The sequence below is a fragment of the Natrononativus amylolyticus genome, from assembly GCF_024362525.1.
Lineage (GTDB): Archaea > Halobacteriota > Halobacteria > Halobacteriales > Natrialbaceae > Natrononativus > Natrononativus amylolyticus.
In genome coordinates, this window is sequence record NZ_CP101458.1 from 2,649,723 (window position 1) to 2,669,685 (window position 19,963).

Sequence of the window (19,963 nt, forward strand, 5' to 3'; positions counted from 1 at the left end):
GGCGTGTTTACTGTAGCGATACGAGCAAGGGCCTCGAGCGATCAGGGGGAGTATGCAGGTGTTCGTCTACGGGACGCTCACGGAACCGCAACGGGTCGAATCGGTGCTCGGTCCCGACGGGTGGTCGTTCGCTGGCGAGAGGATCCTCGAGGGCCTCGAGCGCGTCGACGGCGCCTACCCGACGCTCGTTCCCGGCCGGCGGGTTCGGGGGCGCCTCCTCGAGACCGACGAAGCGGGCCTGGCGCGACTCGACGCCTACGAGGGCGTCGATCGCGGGCTGTACGTTCGGGTGTCGGTCCCGCTGGCCGACGCCGACCGGACGGCGTGGGTGTACGTCGGCGACCCCGCGAAGCTAGACGTCGACGGCGCGTCCTGGCCCGGCGAGGGGGGGTTCGCCTCGCGCGTTCGCACCCACTGTGACCGGTCGGAGATCGTGGTACGAACCCACGAATGACGGACGTCTGCTCACCGTCAGACACCACTTTCACGTCGCTTCCGTCTATCGTTTTCACTTCCGGTCCACGTGCATGAGATTTATATAGTCTGCCGTCCCGTGTACACTCGCACGTCACACGCCGTGCACTCCTGTATCCCTGTCGTGCTGTCGTCCTGACAGCACATTTCGATATCCCGCCGAGCGGCGGGACGACAATACCCTTAACAGCACTTGCCGAGTACTCCGGCGTATGTCCGGACTGTCGGCTATTCTCGAGGCACGCGAGCGGGTGCAGGAGACGTCGCGACACACCCCGCTCGAGTACTCACACACGTACTCGTCGCTCACGGGGGCGGACGTCCACCTCAAACTGGAGAACTTCCAGCGCACCGGATCGTTCAAAGTTCGCGGGGCGACCAACCGGATCGCGACGCTCTCGGCGGCCGAAAAGGAGGCCGGCGTCGTCACCGCGAGCGCGGGCAACCACGCCCAGGGGGTCGCGCTCGCCGCGACCCGGATCGGCGTCGACTCGACGATCGTCATGCCCGAGAACGCGCCGATCTCGAAGGTGAAGGCGACCCGGAGCTACGGCGCCGAGGTCGTCCTCTCGGGGGTCGACTACAGCGAGGCTGCCGAACGCGCCCACGAGATCGAACGCGCGGAGAAACGCACCTACGTCCACGCCTTCGACGACGAGTACGTGATCGCCGGCCAGGGGACGATCGGCCTCGAGATCCTCGACGATCTCCCCGAGGTCGACACCGTGGTCGTTCCGATCGGCGGCGGCGGGCTGATCGGCGGCGTCGCCACCGCGATCAAGGAGAGCCGACCGGAAACGCGCGTGATCGGGGTCGAAGCCGAGGGCGCCTCGAGCGTCGCCACCTCCCTCGAGAAGGGCGAGGTCGTCCCGATCGAGGCCGTCGACACGATGGCCGACGGGATCGCCACCCGTAGCGTCGGCGAGCGCAACTTCGCGCTGATCGAGGAGTACGTCGACGAGGTCGTCACGGTTCCCGATCCGGAGATCGCGATGGCCGTCGTCTACCTCCTGGAGCGGTCGAAGACGCTGGTCGAGGGCGCCGGCGCCGTCCCGCTGGCAGCGCTGCTGTTCGAGCGCTTCGCCTTCGAGGAGGGCGAGCGCATCGTGCCGATCCTCTCGGGCGGGAACATCGACCTCAATATGCTCACCACCGTCATCATGCGCGGGCTGGTCGAGACCGGCCGCTACCTGAAGGTGAGGACGGTGCTCAAGGACCGTCCGGGGGCGCTCGAGGACCTCCTGGGGATCATCTCGAGTCACCGCGCGAACATCTACGCGATCCAGCACGACCGCACCTCCCGCGACATCGGGATGAGCGACACCGAGGTCGAACTCGACCTCGAGACGCGGGGACACGACCACGTCGACGAACTCATCGCAGCCATGGAAGACCACGGCTACGCGGTCGAGGTGCTCGTCTGAGGCGCCCGCGCCTTCGGAGTCCGTCGACCGCGGTCGGACGACGGGTCACTCGAGGTCGAGAACGGGCGACGCGCTCCCCTCCTCGAGTTCGGCCGACACCAGCGTTCGATACGCCCGGCGGAGCCGTTCCGACAGCGCCTGGTGGGAGATGTCGAGTTCGTCCGCGAGGTCCTGCATCGAGGTCCGGCGAGGGATATCGTAGTAGCCGTGTTCGACCGCGGCCCGCAGGGCCTCGTACTGCTCGGCGGTGAGCCCGATATCCGTCACGGTCTCCCCCGTCAGTTCCTGCAACCGCACGACCTCGGTGTCGACGTCGCGGTCTCGAATACGATCGAACGTCCGAGAGAGCGCGCACCGGTCGGGAAATCGCATCCGGAACAGCCACGTTCCGTCGGCCGCCGAGGCGGCCAGTATCGTCCCGCCCTCGTCGATCGGAATTTTCAGGATCTCGGTGATCTCGTCCGCCAGCTCGAGGTTGTACAGAAACGACTCGTCGTCCCTGGTTCTGAGAAGTTCGTACCGTTCGACGGAGGGGTCGGCCGCGAGTGCGTCCTCGAGATCGGACCGGGCGACGCCGGCACACCAGACGCCGGGGAAGCCGGCGACCGCCGCCTGCTCCAGCTCACACTCGAGCGACGGCACACGCTCGAACGTCGTTCCCAGCGCAGTCTCGCTGGCGGGTGCGTGAAGGTCGACGAGTGTAGCCATGCAGCCGTATTCGGGTCGCGAGAATAAAACACTTGTATTTAAAATCAGAGCATACACTCACAGGTTGTTTATTAGTGTCGGCCGGTTTTCGGTCGTCTCGAACCCGGCTCTCACGTCGTCTCTGCAGGTTCGATCCCGTAACGGATCGTGAGAAACTGCCGCCCGCAGAGCCACATCTCGTGGGTAGCGACGAGCACCGCGCCGTCGACCGGCGGGATCGGGCCGCCGTGACCCGCGGCCGGCCAGACGCGAAACGACTGGGCCATCGGGAGCGCGAGCGTGCCGACGGGCGACACCAGATACAGCCCGCCGTCGCCCACCCCGCGGGTCGTGAACCGAACGCCCGCGCCACCGTCCGGACTCCCGGCGTCGAGTGCGTCGGGACGCAGCACCGTCGAGAGGTTCGTCCCCGGCAGCGGCACCGCGACGTTCGCGTAGGTCACCCCGTCGCGCTCGTGGGTGGCGTAGACGGCGACGAACACGGCCTCGCCCGTCTCGGGGTCCGTTCGCGTCCAGACGCGAGCGTCCCGGCCGTCGACGGCGGTATCGAGGAAGGCGATCCGGCTCTCGAGGGTACGAACGCCGGCGGCCGAGCGCCCGGGCAGGTTGAGCTGTTCGATCCGCCCGGTCAGAAACGACGCCAGCCACGCCCCGGTTCGAAAGCCGCGGTGCCAGGTCGTCTCGTAGCTGAGGGCGTACTCCGCCGTTCGCTCGTAGAATCGGCGGATCTCGGGGTGGACGTCGCTCGAGTCGAACCCGGGGCGGTCGTAGATCGAGAAGTCCTCGACCTCGCCGGGAGCCGGGCCGATCGTGATCGCCCGGCCGCTGGCCCACTCCGGGCCGACGTAGCGCCCGCCGAACAGCGACGAGAACGGAACGTCGGTCACGACTCGAGACCGGAGGGAGCGGACGAGCGACCGCAACAGCGCGACGGCGGTCGCCGTGGCGGCTGTGAGGCCGGGAGCCGCCGCGAGAGTGCGAGCGAGCGACACTGCGTTCCCGTTCGCCCGCAACCCGCTTGGGTTCGCCGGTCGCGGCGTCCCGGTGTCGTTAAGGCCCCCGACGGGAATCGAACCGCCATGAAGCGAATCATCAGCACCGACGACGCCCCCGCCGCGGTGGGCGCGTACAGCCAGGCGACGACCAACGGCTCGCTGCTCTTTACGGCGGGACAGATCCCGATGACCCCCGACGGCGAGTTGCTCGACGGCGAGTCGATCGCCACCCAGACCGAACAGTCCCTCGACAACCTCGTCGCCATCCTCGAGGAGGAGGGCGCCGGCTCCGAGGACATCCTCAAGGTGACGGTGTTCCTCGGCGACATCGAGGACTTCGAGGAGATGAACGACACCTACAGCACGTACTTCGACGACGAGCCGCCGGCCCGGAGCGCCGTCGAGGTGGCGAACCTGCCGAAGGGCGTCGGCGTCGAGATCGAAGCGATCGCCGACCTCGAGTGACGTGCGCCCGCGGGTGAAGTCGGCGTTGCTGTGGGGCGCCGTCGGCTTTATGAGCTTTCTGGTGCTGGTCCAGGGCTACGCCCTCTACGACGGGCCACTGGTCTCGATCGGACAGGGCGCGCTGATCGCCTTTTTCGTGGGGCTGGGGGCGGCAGCCAGCGCGTACGTCCTCGAGCACCGGGTGGCGGCGTGGTCGGCCCAGCGGGCGCTCGAGGCGGACGACGGCGAGTGAGCGCCCGGGCGACCGGTCCAGTCTCGTAACAGTTAAACGACCGACCCGGCTATCATCGGGTGAGCCAGGATGGCCGAACGGTAAGGCGCACGCCTGGAAAGCGTGTTCCCTTTCGGGATTCTGGGTTCAAATCCCAGTCCTGGCGTCGCGAGGAACGAGCGAAGCGAGTTCCTCGGAATGGCCGAACGGCGAAGCCGTGAGGCGTTTTCATGCCACAATCCCTGCGAGCGGTGCGTGGCGACGCGTAGCGCGAAAACGCGAATATAACTCAGAGGAGTCGGGCGCAACGAAATGAGTACGTCCGGCCGCGGTTCAAATCCCGGTCCTCGACGCCACAGCGCGTGCGAACGACCTCGAGACGCCGCTCTCGAGGGCGACACCGTCACAGCGAGGGCGGAGAGCCGTCAGCGGGAGGCGAAAAAAGCGGGGCCGGTCGCGTCAGGGCTCGAGTTCGATCGGGGAATCGGTCGCGATCCAGCAGTCGGGGTCGTCACGATCTCTGAGCTCGAGGAGTCCGCGTTCACACACCACCATCTCGTATCGATCGTCCATGTCGACCCCGAGTGGAGAGTGGTCAGCCACCAGTATGGTAAATTTCCGCATACCAGTTCCGTTCGGGGCGGTAACCACCGGGTACCCCCGCTCGCGAACGGAGTATGAACCGCTTACGCCCGCGGCGAACGGACACGGGTTTGGCCTCGCGCGCCGTACGACTGGGTATGTGTGGACGATACACACTCTTCGTCGAGCAGGCCGACCTCGAGGAGCGCTTCGACGCGCGGTTCCGGGAGCCGTTCGGGCCGCGGTACAACGTCGCGCCCGGCCAGCGGGTACCGGTGATCACGAACGAGGAACCCGAGACGATCCGGGGCCTCGAGTGGGGGCTCGTCCCCTCCTGGGCCGACGACGACCGCAGCGGCCTGATCAACGCGCGGGCGGAAACTCTCGCCGAGAAGCCGAGCTTTCGGGGCGCCTACGCCCACCGGCGCTGTCTGGTGCCCGCCGACGGCTTCTACGAGTGGGTCGAGACCCCGGACGGAAAGCGGCCCTACCGGGTCGCCTTCGAGGACGACCGGCCGTTCGCGATGGCCGGCCTCTGGGAGCGCTGGAAGCGGCCGACGACGCAGACCGGACTGGACGCGTTCGGCGCCGGCGAGGGCGGTGAGGGGAGCGAGGACGCGGTGCTCGAGACCGTCACCGTCGTCACGACCGAACCGAACGAGCTGGTCGCCGGTCTCCACGACCGAATGGCGGCGATCCTCGAACCTGATCGCGAACGGGAGTGGCTCGAGGGCGGTCGCTCGGACGACTTACTCGAGCCGTACCCGGGGGACGAGATGCGGGCCTATCCGGTGTCGACGGCGGTCAACAGCCCGGCGATGGACGAGCCGTCGCTGGTCGAACCGGTCGAACCGTGAGAACGGGGGCCGGCAAAACTATATAAATACGTGCCAGTCGACCGGTCACGGCTCAGGCAGGAACCACGGTAACGAGCAGCACACGAAACGGGACATCGCCGCCCCTTCCGTCGTTTTTCCGACGCCATCCGAATCTCCGAGTACGATATGCGAGAAACGAATACCACCACATTTATGTAGAAGGACAATCATAGAATCGGCTGACTATGAGTCAGCGAATGCAACAGGGGCAGCCGATGATCGTCATGAGCGAGGACTCCCAGCGCGTCAAGGACCGCGACGCGCAGGATTACAACATCCGCGCCGCCCGCGCGGTCGCCGAAGCCGTTCGCTCGACCCTCGGCCCGAAGGGGATGGACAAGATGCTCGTCGACTCGATGGGCTCCGTCACGATCACTAACGACGGGGTAACCATCCTGAAGGAGATGGACATCGACAACCCGACGGCCGAGATGATCATCGAGGTCGCCGAGACACAGGAGGACGAGGCCGGTGACGGCACGACGACCGCCGTCGCGATCGCTGGCGAACTGCTGAAGAACGCCGAGGACCTCTTAGAGCAGGACATCCACCCGACGGCCATCATCAAGGGCTTCCACATGGCCGCCGAGCAGGCCCGCGAGGAGATCGACGACATCGCGACCGAGATCGACACCTCCGACGAGGACCTGCTGCGCAAGACCGCCGAGACGTCGATGACCGGCAAGGGCGCCGAGGTCAACAAAGAGCACCTCGCCCAGCTCATCGTCGACGCCGTCTCCGGCGTCACCGTCGAGACCGACGAGGGCGAGAACGTCGTCGACCTCGAGTTCCTCAACATCGAGACCCAGACCGGCCGCGCCGTCGGCGAGTCCGAACTGCTCGAGGGTGGCATCATCGACAAGGACCCGGTCCACGACAACATGCCCACGGAGGCCGAGGACGCCTCGATCCTGCTGCTGAACGACCCCATCGAGGTCGAGGAGACCGACGTCGACACCGAGGTCTCCGTCACCGACCCCGACCAGCTCCAGAAGTTCCTCGACCGCGAGGAAGAGCAGCTGAAGGCGAAGGTCCAGCACATCGTCGACCTCGACGTCGACGTCGTCTTCTGCCAGAAGGGCATCGACGACCTCGCCCAGCACTACCTCGCCAAGGAGGGCATCCTGGCGACCCGGCGCGCGAAGAAGTCCGACCTCGAGTTCCTCAAGGAGGTCGTCGACGCCTCGATCGTCTCCGACTTAGAGAGCGCGACCGCCGACGACCTCGGCTTCGGCACCGTCACCCGCGACGAGGAGGACGGTCACTTCTACGTCGAGGGCGAAGATTCCCACGGCGTCACCCTCCTGCTGCGCGGCTCGACCGAGCACGTCGTCGACGAACTCGAGCGCGGCGTCAACGACGCCCTCGACGTCGTCGCACAGACCGTCTCCGACGGCCGCGTGCTGGCCGGCGGCGGCGCGATCGAGGTCGAACTCGCCTCGCGCCTGCGTGACTACGCCGACAGCGTCTCCGGGCGCGAGCAGCTGGCCGTCGAGGCGTTCGCCGACTCGCTCGAGCTCGTCCCGCGCGTGCTCGCCGAGAACGCCGGCCTCGATAGCATCGACACGCTGGTCGACCTGCGTGCGGCCCACGAGGACGGCCAGGTCCGCGCCGGTCTGAACGTCTTCTCGAACGACATCGAGGACACGTTCGAGGCAGGCGTCGTCGAGCCCGCCCACGCGAAGGAGCAGGCCGTGACCAGTGCGTCAGAAGCCGCGAACCTCGTGCTCAAGATCGACGACATCATCTCCGCCGGCGACCTGTCGACGGACAAGGGCGACGACGAGGAAGGTGCACCCGGTGCCGGCGGCATGGGCGGCGGTATGGGTGGCATGGGCGGCATGATGTAAGAGCGGTTCGGAGCGAACGAAGTGAGCGAGAACCGCTGAAATGCGAACGGGCGCGGTGCGCCCGTGAGCAGTGCGGTTCGGACCGAACGGGTCCTCACCCCGCCGTCCGACCGCTCGAGCCGACGACCGATTCTTCCGTTTTTCCCACAGCGACGGCACTCGTCGACCGAGCGGGGCGCTCAGGCGCCGCGGTGTGCCGCGGCGTCCGACCGGATCTCGAGTCCGGTTCCGGCTTTATACTCCTCGAGGGTGTACGACTCCCGATGGACGTCCGGACGTTCCCGGTACTCGCCGCGGATGACCAGCGGCTGGTCGACCGGCTCGCGGTGGCAACGAGCCGGCCCGCCGCCCGCGTGCTGGCGTACCTCCTCCGTCGGGACGCAGACGACGACCTCGCATCGGTCGCCAGCCGAACGGCGATCGGGATCGGAACCGGCGAACACGAAAAGAGCGTGGCGAGGGCGCTCGAGGCGCTCCGGAGTGCGGACCTGGTGACGAAGACGACGGCGAAGACCGCGGGAAGCGGCCGCCCGCCCGACCGGTGGGCCGTCCGCCGGCCGGAAGCGGCGACGGTTCGGACGTTGTACCGCCACCACGCGAGGGCGTTGCTCGCCCAGGCCGAGCGACTCGAGGGCGAGCTCTCGGCGGCACTGCCGGCCGAATCGACCGCAGCGACCGGCGGGACGGGGTCGCTGGCGATCGGTCTCAACTGGGAGCCCAACGCCCTCCACCTGCCGCTGTTCGCGGCTCGGGACGCGCTCCCGGACTCGCCGTCGCTGTCGTTCGAATCGTACGCGGGATCGCGTGCAGTGGTCGCCGCCGTCGCGGCGGGCGACGTCGACCTCGGCGTCGCCGGCGCGGTGACCGCCTGTCGGGAGCGGCGGGCGGGCCGCGAGATCGTCCCCGTCGCGGTGATCTTCCAGCGCTCGACCGTCGTGCTCTGTGCCCTCGAGGGGCGGTTCGACGAGCCGTTCACGTCGATGGCACAGCTCGGGGGCCGGCGCGTCGGCATTCCCTCGGGAACCGAAACCGGACTGTTGGCCCGGTTCCTGCTCGAGCAGGCCGGGCTCGCCGAGGCGGTCGACATCGTCGACCTCGCGGGCGAGGAGCGGACGGCGCTCGTCTCCGGAGAGGTCGACGCCGTCACCGGAATGAGCCCCGATCCGGGGCGCCTGGAGCGAGAGGGCCACACCGTCGAGGTGGTGGCGATGGCCGAGCAGTACCCCGTGTACGGCCCCGCGCTGATCGTCCACCGGGAGACGCTCGAGCGACGCCGGCCGCTCCTCGAGCGGGCCCTGACCGCGGTGATGGCGGGCCGGGCGAGCGCGACCGGGCAACCGGCGGTCGACGCCGTGGCGACGAGCGCCGGCGAGACGCCCGCGGGGGTCGCCCGGACGTTCGAGCGAGCGGTCGAGCGGTTCGACGCGGGCGAGACGGTCAGAAAGCGCGGCTGGGGGTGGCACACCCCCGACGGGTGGGCGGGCGTGCGGACCGCGCTGTCCGGGGTGGCGAGTCGGCCATGATCCGGGCGAGCGGCCTCACCGTGGCCTACGAGGACGTCGTCGCGCTCGAGGGCGTCGACCTCGAGGTGGCGGCTGGAGAGTTCGTCACCATCGTCGGCCCCTCGGGCTGTGGGAAGACGACCCTGCTACGGGCGATCGCGGGCCTGGAGGAGCCCACGCGGGGGGCGGTGCTGATCGACGGACGCGAGCCGGCGGCCGCCCGGGCGGCCGGAAACCTCGGATTCGTCTTCCAGCGGCACACGCTGTTCCCCTGGAAGACGGCGCTGCAGAACGTGACCTTCCTCCGGACGGTCGCCGGAAAACCCGCCGAGACGGATCGGGCGGCCGACCTCCTCGAGCGCGTCGGCCTCGGCGGGGCCGAACACCGCTACCCCGAGGAGCTCTCCGGCGGGATGGCCCAGCGGGTAGCGATCGCCCGCGCGCTCCACCTCGGGGCCGACCTGCTGTTGATGGACGAGCCGTTCGGCGAACTCGACGAGATCACCCGCGAGGAACTGGGCGTCGAGCTCCGGGAGCTCTGGCGGCGCGAGCGGAAGACGGTGCTGTTCGTCACCCACAGCGTGCCCGAGGCCGTCCTGCTCGCCGACCGCTGCCTGCTGGTCGACGGCCCGCCCGGACGGCTCACGGCGTCGTTCGAGGTCGACCTGCCCCGGCCGCGCGACGAGAGCGTCTTCGAGTCACGGGCGTTCCAGCGCCAGGTCGCGGCCGTCCGCTCGAGCCTCCACGGCGCGCGCGCCGAACGGACCCGACAGCGGGACCCATGATCCGCGGTCACGTGGAGGCGCCGGTCGGCGAGTCGGGCTCCCGGACGGGCACCGTCGTCGCGCCGCTGGTCGCATTCGCCGTCCTCGTCGGCGCCTGGGCGGCCGTCGTCGCCGCACTCGAGGTCCCGCCGTACCTCCTGCCGGGCCCAGTCGACGTCGCGAGCAGGCTGGCCGGGAACCCAGAACTGTACGCGACCAGCGCGCTCGCGACCCTCTGGCGGATCCTCTACGGCGGCGGCGTCGGGATCGCCGGCGGGTTCGCCGTCGCGGTCGCCGTCGTCGCGATCCGGCCGCTGCGCTACGCGCTGGTTCCCTACCTCGTCACGATCCGTGTGGTGCCCAAGGTCGCCGTCGCGCCGCCGCTGTTGATCTACCTGGGGACCGGGCGGACGACCGCGGTCGTCTTCATCGCGCTCATCGCGTTCTTTCCGATCTGTCTCGGGACGATCGCCGGCCTCGACCGGCTCGACCGGCGCTACCTCGACTTGCTCCGGTCGGTCGACGCGGGGCCGATTCGGGTGATGGCGGTCCGACTTCGGTTCGCGCTCCCGGAGGTCGTCTCGGGGCTCAAGCAGTCGGTCACGCTCGCCGTCGTCGGCGCGATCGTCGCCGAGTGGGTGGTCGTCGACGGCGGGCTGGGCTCGCTCGTGCTCGTCGCCTCGGAGAACCTGCTGGCGGACGTGATGATCGCCGCGCTGGTCGTGCTCCTGCTCGAGGGACTGGCGCTGTACGGGCTGGTCGTCGCCGTGGAGCGACGGCTGCTGTGGTACCGGGTGCCCGGCTGAGCCGTCGACCGCCGGCCGGGATTCACCTACTCCGCACGGACCGGCGACTCGCCAGCGCACCCCACTCGCGCCAGCACCACCAGCCGAGCCGCGGCAGGCCGTAGAAGCCGATCCCCACCAGCGAGAGCGCGACCAGCGCGGCGTACATCTCCGCGGTCTCGAGGCGCATCCCCGAGTCGAACACCCGGTAGCCGAGCCCCGAACGCAGGGTGACGAACTCGGCGACGACGGCGCCGATGACCGCGAGCGTCGCCGCGACCTGGGCGCTCGCGAGCACGCTCGAGGCGGCCGCGGGCAGCCGAACGGAGACGAACAGCCGGCGCTCGGGGGCGTCGACCGACCGGAGCAGGTCGAGGTACTCCTCGGGCACCGACCGGAGGCCGCTCAGCATCCCGATGGCGATCGGAAACTGCGTCAGCGTGGCGACGACGACCGCGCGAGGGACGATCCCGCGGCCGATCCAGAGGAAGACGAGCGGGGCGATCGCGATCACCGGCGCGATGCGGAGACCGACGACGTACGGCAGCGAAATCGACCGGAACAGCCGCGACCGGAGCATTCCGAACGCCAGCAGGCCGCCCACGAGAGCGCCGAGCGCGAGCCCCAGCGCGGCCGTCGCCGCCGTCACCGCCGCGTCTGCGAGCAGGAGCCGCCGGGAGAGCCACAGCGCCGTCGCGACCTCGAGCGGCGTCGGCAGGACGATCGACGGCACCTCCCTGGCGGTTACGTAGGCGTGCCAGGCGACCACCAGCCCGATCCCGAGGGCGACGGGAGCGGCTCGCTCGAGCAGCCGCCCCGACCGGCGGCGAGCGCTCATCCCCCCGTCTCGTCGGTGAACTCGCCGATGTACTCGTAGTCGGCGTCTAAGTAGTCGTTCGTCCAGACGTCCCCGGAGTCGACCGCGCCGCCGAGGAAGTCGTGTTCTGCGAGCACGTCGGCGGTCTCCGCCCAGACGTCGCCGTCGCTCCAGCCCCAGCCGTTCTCCTCGACGGCCTCGGAGACGAGGTACTCCTCGGCGAGGAGCTCCCACTTGTCGCGCTGGTTGTCCGCCGCCTCCTCGAGTTCCGGAACCGCCTCGACCAGGATCTCGGTGGCCCCCTCGACGTTGTCCGCGGCCCAGGCGGCGCCCCTCGCTGTCCCGCGAAGGAACGCCCGGACGACGTCGGGGTTGTCCTCGGCGAAGGTTCGACTCGTCGCGATCAGGTGGCCGTAAGAGGGGATGTCGTCGTCGACGGAGAGGACGTCGATCGTCGCGTCCTGGTGGCGCGCGTCGACGACGTCGCTGAACACCCCCGCGCCCGCGTCGACCTCGCCGGTGAGCACCTGCTGGACGATGTCGGGGCCGGCGTCGGCGATCTCGACGTCGACGTCGTGGTGCTCGAGGTACGTCGTCGACATCATCCGCACCATTCCCGGTCCGCTCCCGACCGTCGTCCCCTCGAGCTGGGCGGGCTCTTCGAGTTCCTCGCCGAAGCCGTCGCGGTCGGCGAAGAGGACGACCGGGTTGCGCTGCATGAGCACGCCCACGCAGGTCGGCTCGAGCCCCTCGCTCGCGACGTTGAGCACCTGGTCGCTGCTCGTCACCCCGAAGGGGACGTTCTCGAGGGCGACCTGGGTCGCCGAGAAGTCCGAGCCCTGTCCGCTCTCGATCTCGGCGACCTCGAGGCCGTGTTCCTCGTAGAACCCTCGATCGGCCGCCGCGTAGTACGGCACGTGGAGCCCGCTCGGCTGCCAGTTCAACAGGAGTTCGGTGCGTTCGCCCTCGAGGTCGAGCGCCCCCTCGTCGTCCCCTTCGGCCAGACAGCCAGCGGCCAGTCCGGCGGCCGCTCCCGCCACGGTCCCGAGGTACGCCCGTCTGCTCGGTGTCATGTGGGACGGACCACAGCTGGTTGCAAAAAGGATTCCCGGAAACGTTTAAATACGTACGTCTGGGACCGGGAGAGTCACGATTTCGGTACAGTCAGCGGCGTCTACTGACGGTCACACCGTGTCGCAGGGCGAGTAGAAAACCGGCCGTCGAGCGACGAGCGCTCAGCGGATCGAGAGGTCGCTGCCGTCGCGGGGCTCGGTGAACTCGAGTTCGATCTCGAGTTCGCCCTCGCGCTGTCTGGAGAACTCGATCTCGACCTCGATCGGCTCGCGGTACTCGAAGGGGATCTCCCACTCCGCAGCGGAGATGGTAAACGAGGTGTCCGACTCGAGCTGGTCGGCGAGGTTCCGGAGGAAGGCGGCCGTCTCCGACCGGGAGAGGTACACCTCGCGCTCGAAGTAGCCGTCGGTGATCGTCCGCCGGTCGCGGTCGCGGTCGTCGGGGAAGTCTACGCGGTCGCCCACGCCGAAGAACACGACGAGAGCGAGGATAAATCCCCGTTCATGGGGCCCGATACGTCACCGATTCGAGCACGAGCGCGCCACTCCGCGGGCCGTCCGTTGCGGGCATCGGCGACGCCACCCCTTCATAGGGTTGGCTGTCGAACGACTAGATATGTCGCTCATCGACGCGCTGGGGAACGGGACGCGCCTCGCGATCCTCAGGGCGCTCTCGCGCCGCCCGATGTACGTCTCGGAGCTCGCCGAGGAGACCGGGATGGACGGGACGACGGCCGTCCACCACCTCTCGGCGCTCGAGGACGCGGAGCTGGTCGAGTGGTACATGCGCGGCAACCGGAAGTACTACCGGCTGGTCAGCGCCGTCGAACTCCGGATCGCGCCGCCGCCCGAACGGACCTTTCTCCTGCAGGCCGAACGCGTCGAGTCGACGCCGCAGTCGCTCGACTAACCGTCCGCGGGGAACGTCGGCAGGCGGTGACCGGCCGCGATCGACACCGCGACCGGCGTCCCGACCGCGAGCCACTCCTCGTGGGAGCACCGGCTCTCGAGGACGGTGCCGTCGGCGAGTTCGATCCGGTACCGCACGGTCGACCCAGTGAACCCCCGGTGGACGAGTCGGCCGTCCGCCCGCTCCGCCGTCGCCGGCTCGACGGCGAGGTCGTCCGGCCGGAGGAGGATCGAGACCCGACCGGGGTCGTCGGCGGAGACCGCAGGTCGGGCGACGTCGGCTGCGGAGAGCGAGAGCCGGTCGCGCTCGAGCGAACCGATCGGCGTCTCGACACCACCTTCGCTGAGCCGGCCCTCGAGGTAGCTCGCCCGGCCCAGGAAGTCGGCCACCCGCCGGGAGGCCGGCTGCATGAACACCTCGCGGGGCGGCCCGACCTGTTCGATCGCCCCCTCGTGGAGGACCGCCGTCCGATCCCCGACCGAGAGCGCCTCCGCCTGGTCGTGGGTGACCCAGACCGCGGTGACGCCGACGGCGTCGACGATTCGGCGGACGGTCTCGCGCATCCGCACCCGCAGGCCCGCGTCGAGGTTCGACAGCGGCTCGTCGAGCAACAGCACGTCCGGCTCGGGTGCCAGCGAGCGCGCCAGCGCGACCCGCTGTTTCTGGCCGCCCGAGAGCTCGTCGGGGTAGCCGTCGCGGTAGGGGGCCAGCCCGACCAGCTCGAGCAGCTCGTCGACGACACCCTCGTCTTCGTCCTCGAGCCCGAACGCGACGTTCTCGGCGACCGTCCGGTGGGGAAACAGCGCGAACTCCTGGAAGACGATGCCGACGTCGCGGCGCTCGCAGGGGACGCGCGTCGAGCCGTCCGCGACCGTCTCGCCCCGGAGTTCGATCCGACCCGCGTCGGGGTACTCGAGGCCCGCGATCAGCCGCAGCGTCGTCGTCTTCCCGCAGCCGGAGGGGCCGACCAGCGTGAGCAGTTCGCCCTCGCGGACCGACAGCGAGAGCCCCTCGACCGCGGTCTCGCGCCCGTAGCGCCTCGTGACGCTCTCGAGGACGACGACGGGATCCGCCCGGTCGCCGCGAGCCGCCGGGCCGGACCCAGTCGCCGCCGGTCGCGACGCGGGGGACGACTCACCAGTCGCACGGCCCCTCTCGAGCGGCCGCCCGTCGCCGTCGGCGATCGTCTCCCGGGAAGGCACCCCCGAGCGGTCGCCGCCGCTCGCGGACCCGTCGTCGGGGGAACGCGTCCGCCGGCGCAGCAGCCGCCGGTAGCCCTCCTCGCGCGGGAACAGTCCGAGAACGGCGAGCCCGGAGACGAACACGAGGACGAGCGCCGGGACGGCCGCGTAGCCGTAGTAGGCGTTTCGCTCGGCCATCCAGATGAACGTCGCGAGCGACTCGAAGCCCGCCGGCCGGAGCAGCAGCGTCGCCGGCAACTCCTTCATCGCGTGGAGGAAGACGAGCGCCCCGCCGGCGACGATCCCGGGGACGACGAGCGGCAGCGTGACCCGCCGGAACGCCTCGAGCGGCGAACACCCCAGGCTGCGGGCGGCCTCGGTCAGTCGGGGGTTGACGTACAGGAACGACGCCCGCGCGGCGCCGACCGCGAGCGGGAGGTAGAGCACGACGTAGGCGAAGACCACCAGCGGGAGCGTCTGGTAGATCGCCGGCGCGTGGGCGGACGCCCCGGAGACGAGCGCCAGCCCGATGACGATGCCGGGGACCGCGAAGCCGACGTAGCTCGCCCGCTCGAGGACGCTCGCCGTCGACGACCGGTAGCGCGCCGCGAGGTAGGCGATCGGCAGCGCGAGCGCCGCGGCGGCGACGGCCGAAAGCGCCGACACCGTCGCCGAGTTGATCGCGTACTCCCAGCGGAACGCGAGCGAGCCGACGTAGGACTCCGGGCCGTGGAACAGCCACCACGAGAGAAAGACCACGGGGAGGACGACGCTGAGGGTGACCACGAGCCCGCAGAGCAGGCGGGCGGGCCACACCCACCACCCCAGCCGGACGGCGTACGAGCGGGACTCGCCGCGGGCGCCGCCGTGGATCGTCTCGTGACCCCGGACCTGGGACTCGAGGGCGAGGATCACGAGCGCGATCGCGACCAGGTGCAACGAGAGGAGCGCGGCGTAGTCCCCCGCGAGGGCGTTGTGCTCGAGGTAGATCTGGCGGGTGAACACGTCGAAGCGCAACATCGCGGGCACGCCGAAGTCGCCCGCGGTCTCGAGAGCCGTGAGCAGCGTGCCGGCGGCGACCGCCGGCTTCACCAGCGGCAGCACGACCCGCCGGAACGCGCGAAATCGGGAGGTCTCGAGCGAGCGGCCGGCGTCGAGGTAGGTCTTGTCGAACGCGCGCAGCCCGGCGACGGTCGTGAGGTAGACGAACGGGTAGTTGTACAGCGTGAGGATGAAGACGGTGCCCCAGAGGCCGTAGATCTCGGGGAGCGAGTGGACGCCGAACGGCTCGAGCGCCGACTGCACCATCCCCCGCGGCCCCCAGACGGAGATGAACGCGAAGGCGCTCGTGAAACTCGGAATCACCAGGGGGAGTGCGAGGGCGACGGTCCAGAACCGCCGGTGAGGGAGGTCGGTGAGCGTCGTGAGTACCGCCAGCGGCACCCCAAGGAGAACGGAGAAGGTCGTCACCAGGCCGACGAGGACGAGCGTGTTGAGCAGGATCTCGAGGGTTCGCGCCCGGAACACCATCGAGACGGCCCGCCCGGGATCGACCGACAGCGCCATCACCCCGATCCAGACGACCGGGACGACGACCGCCGCGACCACGGCGCCGGCCAGCAGCGTGAGCCCGACCGGCGGTCGCTCGTCGCCGTCGCCGGCCGCCTCGCTCTCTGGCGCGCGGCCGTCGTCGAGGTCGAAGGGATCGGTCGTGGTCATTCGTGCGGGCGATACCGGCTACAGAATACCCTCCTCACGGAGGAGATCGAGCGTCGGCTCGAGGTCGACCAGCCCTGCCAGGTCGAACGACGGCGGCTCGAACTCGTCGGTGCTCGGCAGTTGCTCGAGGGGGTCGACGCCGTCGACCGTGGGGTACTCCCAGGTCGTCGTCGCGAAGTACTCCTGGGCCTCTGCGGCGGTGAGGTGAGCGACGAAGTTCGCGGCCGCCTCCCCCCGGTCGCTGTCGGCGAGCACCGCCCCGCCGGTGACGTTGAACATCGCGCCCGCGTCGTCGCTGGTGAAGGCGAGGTCGAGGGTGCTGTCCGGGTGGTCCCGAAGCACGTAGTGGTTGGTGAGGGCGATCCCGACCTCGCCGTCGGCGACCGCCTGGGCCATCGCGCTGTCGCCGCCCGGCGACGTCTGAACGTTCTGCTCGTCGACCATCGTCCGGAGCCACTCGCGGGTCGCCCCCTCGCCCCCGAGTTCCCGAAACACGGAGACGAACGCCTGGAACGAGCCCTGGTCGGGCGCCCACATGACGTCCCCGTGAAACCGGTCGTCGGTCGCGTAGTCGTCGATCGAGTCGGGGAGTTCCTCGGCGTCGAAGCGCTCGCTATCGTAGCCGATCGCCCGAAACCGCCGGGTGAAGCCGACCCAGTGGCCGTCCGGGTCGCGGCTGTCCTCGGAGACGGACTCGAGTACCTCCTCGGGGAGCGTCGCGAGGTAGCCCTCCTCCTCGAGGTGGGTCATCGACTGGGACTCGCTGCCGTAGAAGACGTCCGCCGGCGTCTCGGCTTCGGCCTCGATCGTGCTCACGAGGTCGGCGGTGTCGTCGTAGCGGACCTCGAGTGCGAGGTCGTCGTAGCGGTCCTCGATGTACTCGAGGAGTTCGCCGACTCGCGTCTGGCTGCGCCCCGAGTAGATCGTGAGTTCGCCCTCGAGGTCAGGGAGATCGTCCATCGAGGTGCCGCCGGGATCGGGGCGGCCCTCGACGTACTCGGGATCGCCGAGCACGTCGGACCCCTCGTCGTCGCCGAGACAGCCGGCGATCGGTCCAACCGCGAGCGCGCCCGCCACAGCGAGGATCGTGCGACGATCGTGTGACTCGAGCATAGCCCGGCCACGCCGCCGGACGGCAAAAACCTCGGTGTTCGGGGAGGGTAGTTCGCTGGAAAAGTATACACGCAAGCGTTGATTGACCACGTTGCCGGGGCGAGGCGACGACCTCCAACGCGTTATTACCGGCGCGAAACGCGAAGACGACCCGACTCGAGCGCACCGCCGCTTGTGGGTCTTCCGGGCGGCGGCGATGTGAACGCGAACCGGAGTCATTGCCTACACCGCACGCCGTTTCGGACAAGAGTCTGTTTCTGACAAAACGATCGAGCCAGTTTACCTCAGTGAGCGTGGTGAGAAACGAACCTGTCGAAGCGGCGGTGGCGGGGATACGACCTCGCAACACGACAGCCGATCGAACACGAGGCGACGACGAGACATGACACCATACAAGACACATACGACGACGCGACGAACGATTCTCCAGGCGGTCGCGGCCGGGACCGCAGTCAGCGTCGTAACAAAGGCGGTAGCGGCACAGGAGGCGCTCGACGGAGAGATCGAACTCGGCGGTCGACGAAGCGCCTGGGTCGGCCAGGCGCCCGACGAGATCGCCGACGAACGGAACCCGACGCTGCGTCTGACCGAGGGTCAGGAGTACACGCTTACCTGGGAGAACCTCGACGGTGACGGGCACAACGTCGTCATCGAGGACGAGGACGGCGAGAACTTCCTCAGCACGGACATCGTCTCCGGCGTCGGTACGACCCAGACCGTCGAGTTCACCGCGGAGGCCGGAATGGCCGAGTACTACTGTGCGCCCCACCCCTCGTCGATGCGCGGCGAGATCGAACTCGTCGACGGCGAGGAGGCCGAGGAGGAAGAGCCCGTCGAGGAAGAACCCGACGAGAACGGCGTACTCGTTCCCGAAGGGCCGACCGTCGGCCTCGAGACCGTCGCCGACGGACTGGCGGCGCCGGTCGACCTCCAGGCCGCCCCCGGGGACGACGAGAACCGGTACGTCGTCGACCAGGTCGGGCAGATCTACGTCCACGGCCCGGACGGACTCGAGGAGGAGCCGTTTCTCGACCTCGAAGACCGGATGGTCGAACTCGATCCGGACTTCGACGAGCGCGGGCTCCTCGGACTCGCCTTCCACCCGGAGTTCGAGGAGAACCGCCGGTTTTTCGTCCACTACAGCGCGCCGGCACCGGATGGGGCAGAGATCGACGAGGGCGAAGACGGAGACGAGGAGGACGAACCTGAGGAAGAGGTCGACGAAGAAGAACCGGAAGAGGAGAATGACGACGAAACCGACGAGGACGAGGACGAACTCGACCACATCGGCACTATCGCAGAGTTCGAGGCGGACGACGACGGCACGTCGGCGGACCCGGGCTCCGAGCGGATCATCCTCGAGATACCGCACCCGCAGTTCAACCACAACGCCGGTCCGCTCGCGTTCGGCCCGGACGACGGCTATCTGTACGTGACAACCGGCGACGGTGGCGCGGGCGGTGACGTCGGCCCGGGGCACGTCGACGACTGGTACGACGAGATCGAGGGCGGGAACGGACAGGACACGAGCGAGAACCTCCTCGGCGGAATCCTTCGGATCGACGTCGACGAGAACGGTGAGGGCGACCAGCCGTACGCGATTCCGGACGACAATCCGCTGGTCGGCTACGACGACTACTTGCCGGAGTACTACGCCTGGGGGATGCGCAACCCCTGGGGAATGTCCTTCACCAGGGACGGTGAACTGCTGGCGGCAGACGTCGGCCAGGCGCTGTTCGAGATCATCAACCACGTCGAGCGAGGCGGCAACTACGGCTGGAACGTCAGGGAAGGGACCCACTGTTTCGACCCCGAAACGCCGGAGGAGCCCCCCGAAGACTGCCCGCAGGCTGTCGACGAGGACGTTCCCGAACCTCGCGGCGGCGAACCGTTACTCGACCCGGTCGTCGAGTACCCGCAGTTCTACGGCGATCAGGAGATCGGGATCGCCGTCATCGGCGGCTACCTCTACGAGACCGGGACGGTTCCGGCCCTCGAGGGGAACTACGTCTTCGGCGACTGGAGCCTCTCGTTCGACGATCCCTCCGGGTCGCTGTTCGTCGCCTACCCGCCCGAGGGGTGGCCCGACGAAGACGACCTCGAGGAGACGTTCGCCGATCAGGTCCCCGAGGGTGCCGACGAGGAGATCTTCCAGGAGGACCGCTGGGAGGGGCTCTGGCCGGTGGAGCAACTGCAGGTCGAGGGCGACGTCGCGGAGAACGGCCGACTCGAGCGGTTCGTGCTGGGCTTCGGCCGGGACGCCGACGACGAACTCTACGTGTTGACGACCGAGGAGGGCGGTCCGACCGGCGAGACCGGACAGGTCCACCGGATCGTCGACGCGAACGGAGAGTCAGACGCGGACGAGGACGAGGAGGTCGAAGACGGCGAAGACGGCGAAGACGACGGTGAAGAGACGACGGAAGACGAGTCCTGATCGACTCGAGGCGGGTTCCACTCGCTTTTCACGCTTTTCACTCGGTAACGCCGAACGATCGAATCGAGTCGATCG

18 protein-coding genes and 1 tRNA gene are annotated in these 19,963 nt (G+C 69.0%); 12 read left to right on the forward strand and 7 right to left on the reverse strand.

Translation table 11 applies throughout. The features are described from left to right. The first annotated feature begins 52 nt into the window (after positions 1-52). Positions 53-454 (forward strand): gamma-glutamylcyclotransferase family protein, encoded by a 402-nt coding sequence (locus tag NMQ11_RS13795; protein WP_255169029.1) that lies wholly within the window; start codon positions 53-55, stop codon positions 452-454. A 232-nt stretch (positions 455-686) separates the two neighbouring features. Beyond that, the gene (ilvA, locus tag NMQ11_RS13800; RefSeq protein WP_255169030.1) at positions 687-1,898 is read left to right on the forward strand and encodes a threonine ammonia-lyase; all 1,212 of its coding nucleotides are present in this window, start codon (positions 687-689) and stop codon (positions 1,896-1,898) included. Between the two features lie 45 nt (positions 1,899-1,943). Here the strand turns inward: ilvA and NMQ11_RS13805 are convergent, their stop codons facing one another. Next, a complete protein-coding gene (locus tag NMQ11_RS13805) occupies positions 1,944-2,606 on the reverse strand; it encodes a helix-turn-helix domain-containing protein (RefSeq protein WP_255169031.1) in 663 nt (220 codons plus the stop codon). 110 nt (positions 2,607-2,716) lie between these two features. Continuing rightward, positions 2,717-3,598, reverse strand: coding sequence for a hypothetical protein (locus NMQ11_RS13810; protein WP_255169032.1), 882 nt, complete (start codon positions 3,596-3,598; stop codon positions 2,717-2,719). 87 nt (positions 3,599-3,685) lie between these two features. Between NMQ11_RS13810 and NMQ11_RS13815 the strand changes: the two genes are divergently transcribed. The 8 genes from NMQ11_RS13815 (at position 3,686) to NMQ11_RS13850 (ending at position 10,659) form a co-directional block, all read left to right on the forward strand. Then, complete coding sequence (locus tag NMQ11_RS13815; protein WP_255169033.1) at positions 3,686-4,066, forward strand: RidA family protein; 381 nt, start codon at positions 3,686-3,688, stop codon at positions 4,064-4,066. Between the two features lies 1 nt (position 4,067). Further along, positions 4,068-4,298 carry a DUF7981 family protein gene (locus NMQ11_RS13820; RefSeq protein ID WP_255169034.1) on the forward strand — a complete coding sequence of 77 codons (231 nt, stop codon included), beginning with the start codon at positions 4,068-4,070 and terminating at the stop codon, positions 4,296-4,298. Between the two features lie 63 nt (positions 4,299-4,361). Then, a tRNA-Ser gene (locus tag NMQ11_RS13825) sits at positions 4,362-4,443 on the forward strand. Positions 4,444-5,017: 574 nt separating this feature from the next. Continuing rightward, complete coding sequence (locus tag NMQ11_RS13830; RefSeq protein ID WP_255169035.1) at positions 5,018-5,716, forward strand: SOS response-associated peptidase; 699 nt, start codon at positions 5,018-5,020, stop codon at positions 5,714-5,716. A gap of 206 nt (positions 5,717-5,922) precedes the next feature. After that, positions 5,923-7,587, forward strand: coding sequence for a thermosome subunit beta (thsB, locus tag NMQ11_RS13835; RefSeq protein ID WP_255169036.1), 1,665 nt, complete (start codon positions 5,923-5,925; stop codon positions 7,585-7,587). A gap of 263 nt (positions 7,588-7,850) precedes the next feature. Next, positions 7,851-9,110 carry an ABC transporter substrate-binding protein gene (locus NMQ11_RS13840; RefSeq protein ID WP_255169037.1) on the forward strand — a complete coding sequence of 420 codons (1,260 nt, stop codon included), beginning with the start codon at positions 7,851-7,853 and terminating at the stop codon, positions 9,108-9,110. Beyond that, positions 9,107-9,874: an ABC transporter ATP-binding protein gene (locus NMQ11_RS13845; protein WP_255169038.1), complete on the forward strand. Its 768-nt coding sequence runs from the start codon at positions 9,107-9,109 to the stop codon at positions 9,872-9,874. The genes NMQ11_RS13840 and NMQ11_RS13845 overlap by 4 nt, the downstream gene beginning before the upstream one ends. Next, the gene (locus tag NMQ11_RS13850) at positions 9,871-10,659 is read left to right on the forward strand and encodes an ABC transporter permease (RefSeq protein ID WP_255169039.1); all 789 of its coding nucleotides are present in this window, start codon (positions 9,871-9,873) and stop codon (positions 10,657-10,659) included. Before NMQ11_RS13845 ends, NMQ11_RS13850 begins: the two co-directional genes overlap by 4 nt. Before the next feature lie 22 nt (positions 10,660-10,681). On the opposite strand, the gene NMQ11_RS13855 is transcribed toward NMQ11_RS13850, so the two are convergent. The 3 genes from NMQ11_RS13855 to NMQ11_RS13865 all read right to left on the reverse strand — a co-directional run bounded on the left by NMQ11_RS13855 (position 10,682) and on the right by NMQ11_RS13865 (position 12,993). After that, complete coding sequence (locus NMQ11_RS13855; RefSeq protein WP_255169040.1) at positions 10,682-11,476, reverse strand: ABC transporter permease; 795 nt, start codon at positions 11,474-11,476, stop codon at positions 10,682-10,684. Next, positions 11,473-12,528 (reverse strand): ABC transporter substrate-binding protein, encoded by a 1,056-nt coding sequence (locus NMQ11_RS13860; RefSeq protein ID WP_255169041.1) that lies wholly within the window; start codon positions 12,526-12,528, stop codon positions 11,473-11,475. The genes NMQ11_RS13855 and NMQ11_RS13860 overlap by 4 nt, the downstream gene beginning before the upstream one ends. Before the next feature lie 162 nt (positions 12,529-12,690). Continuing rightward, positions 12,691-12,993 (reverse strand): amphi-Trp domain-containing protein, encoded by a 303-nt coding sequence (locus NMQ11_RS13865; RefSeq protein ID WP_255169042.1) that lies wholly within the window; start codon positions 12,991-12,993, stop codon positions 12,691-12,693. 151 nt (positions 12,994-13,144) lie between these two features. Between NMQ11_RS13865 and NMQ11_RS13870 the strand changes: the two genes are divergently transcribed. Beyond that, complete coding sequence (locus NMQ11_RS13870; RefSeq protein WP_255169043.1) at positions 13,145-13,438, forward strand: ArsR/SmtB family transcription factor; 294 nt, start codon at positions 13,145-13,147, stop codon at positions 13,436-13,438. Here the strand turns inward: NMQ11_RS13870 and NMQ11_RS13875 are convergent. Together NMQ11_RS13875 and NMQ11_RS13880 are read right to left on the reverse strand one after the other, a co-directional pair. Beyond that, positions 13,435-16,338, reverse strand: coding sequence for an ATP-binding cassette domain-containing protein (locus tag NMQ11_RS13875; protein WP_255169044.1), 2,904 nt, complete (start codon positions 16,336-16,338; stop codon positions 13,435-13,437). The two genes, NMQ11_RS13870 and NMQ11_RS13875, sit on opposite strands and share 4 nt — an antisense overlap. 18 nt (positions 16,339-16,356) lie before the next feature. Further along, positions 16,357-17,451: an extracellular solute-binding protein gene (locus tag NMQ11_RS13880; protein WP_255169045.1), complete on the reverse strand. Its 1,095-nt coding sequence runs from the start codon at positions 17,449-17,451 to the stop codon at positions 16,357-16,359. A gap of 382 nt (positions 17,452-17,833) precedes the next feature. Here NMQ11_RS13880 and NMQ11_RS13885 point away from each other — a divergent pair, with 382 nt between their 5' ends. Then, positions 17,834-19,888 (forward strand): PQQ-dependent sugar dehydrogenase, encoded by a 2,055-nt coding sequence (locus tag NMQ11_RS13885; RefSeq protein ID WP_255169046.1) that lies wholly within the window; start codon positions 17,834-17,836, stop codon positions 19,886-19,888. Positions 19,889-19,963: the final 75 nt, after the last annotated feature.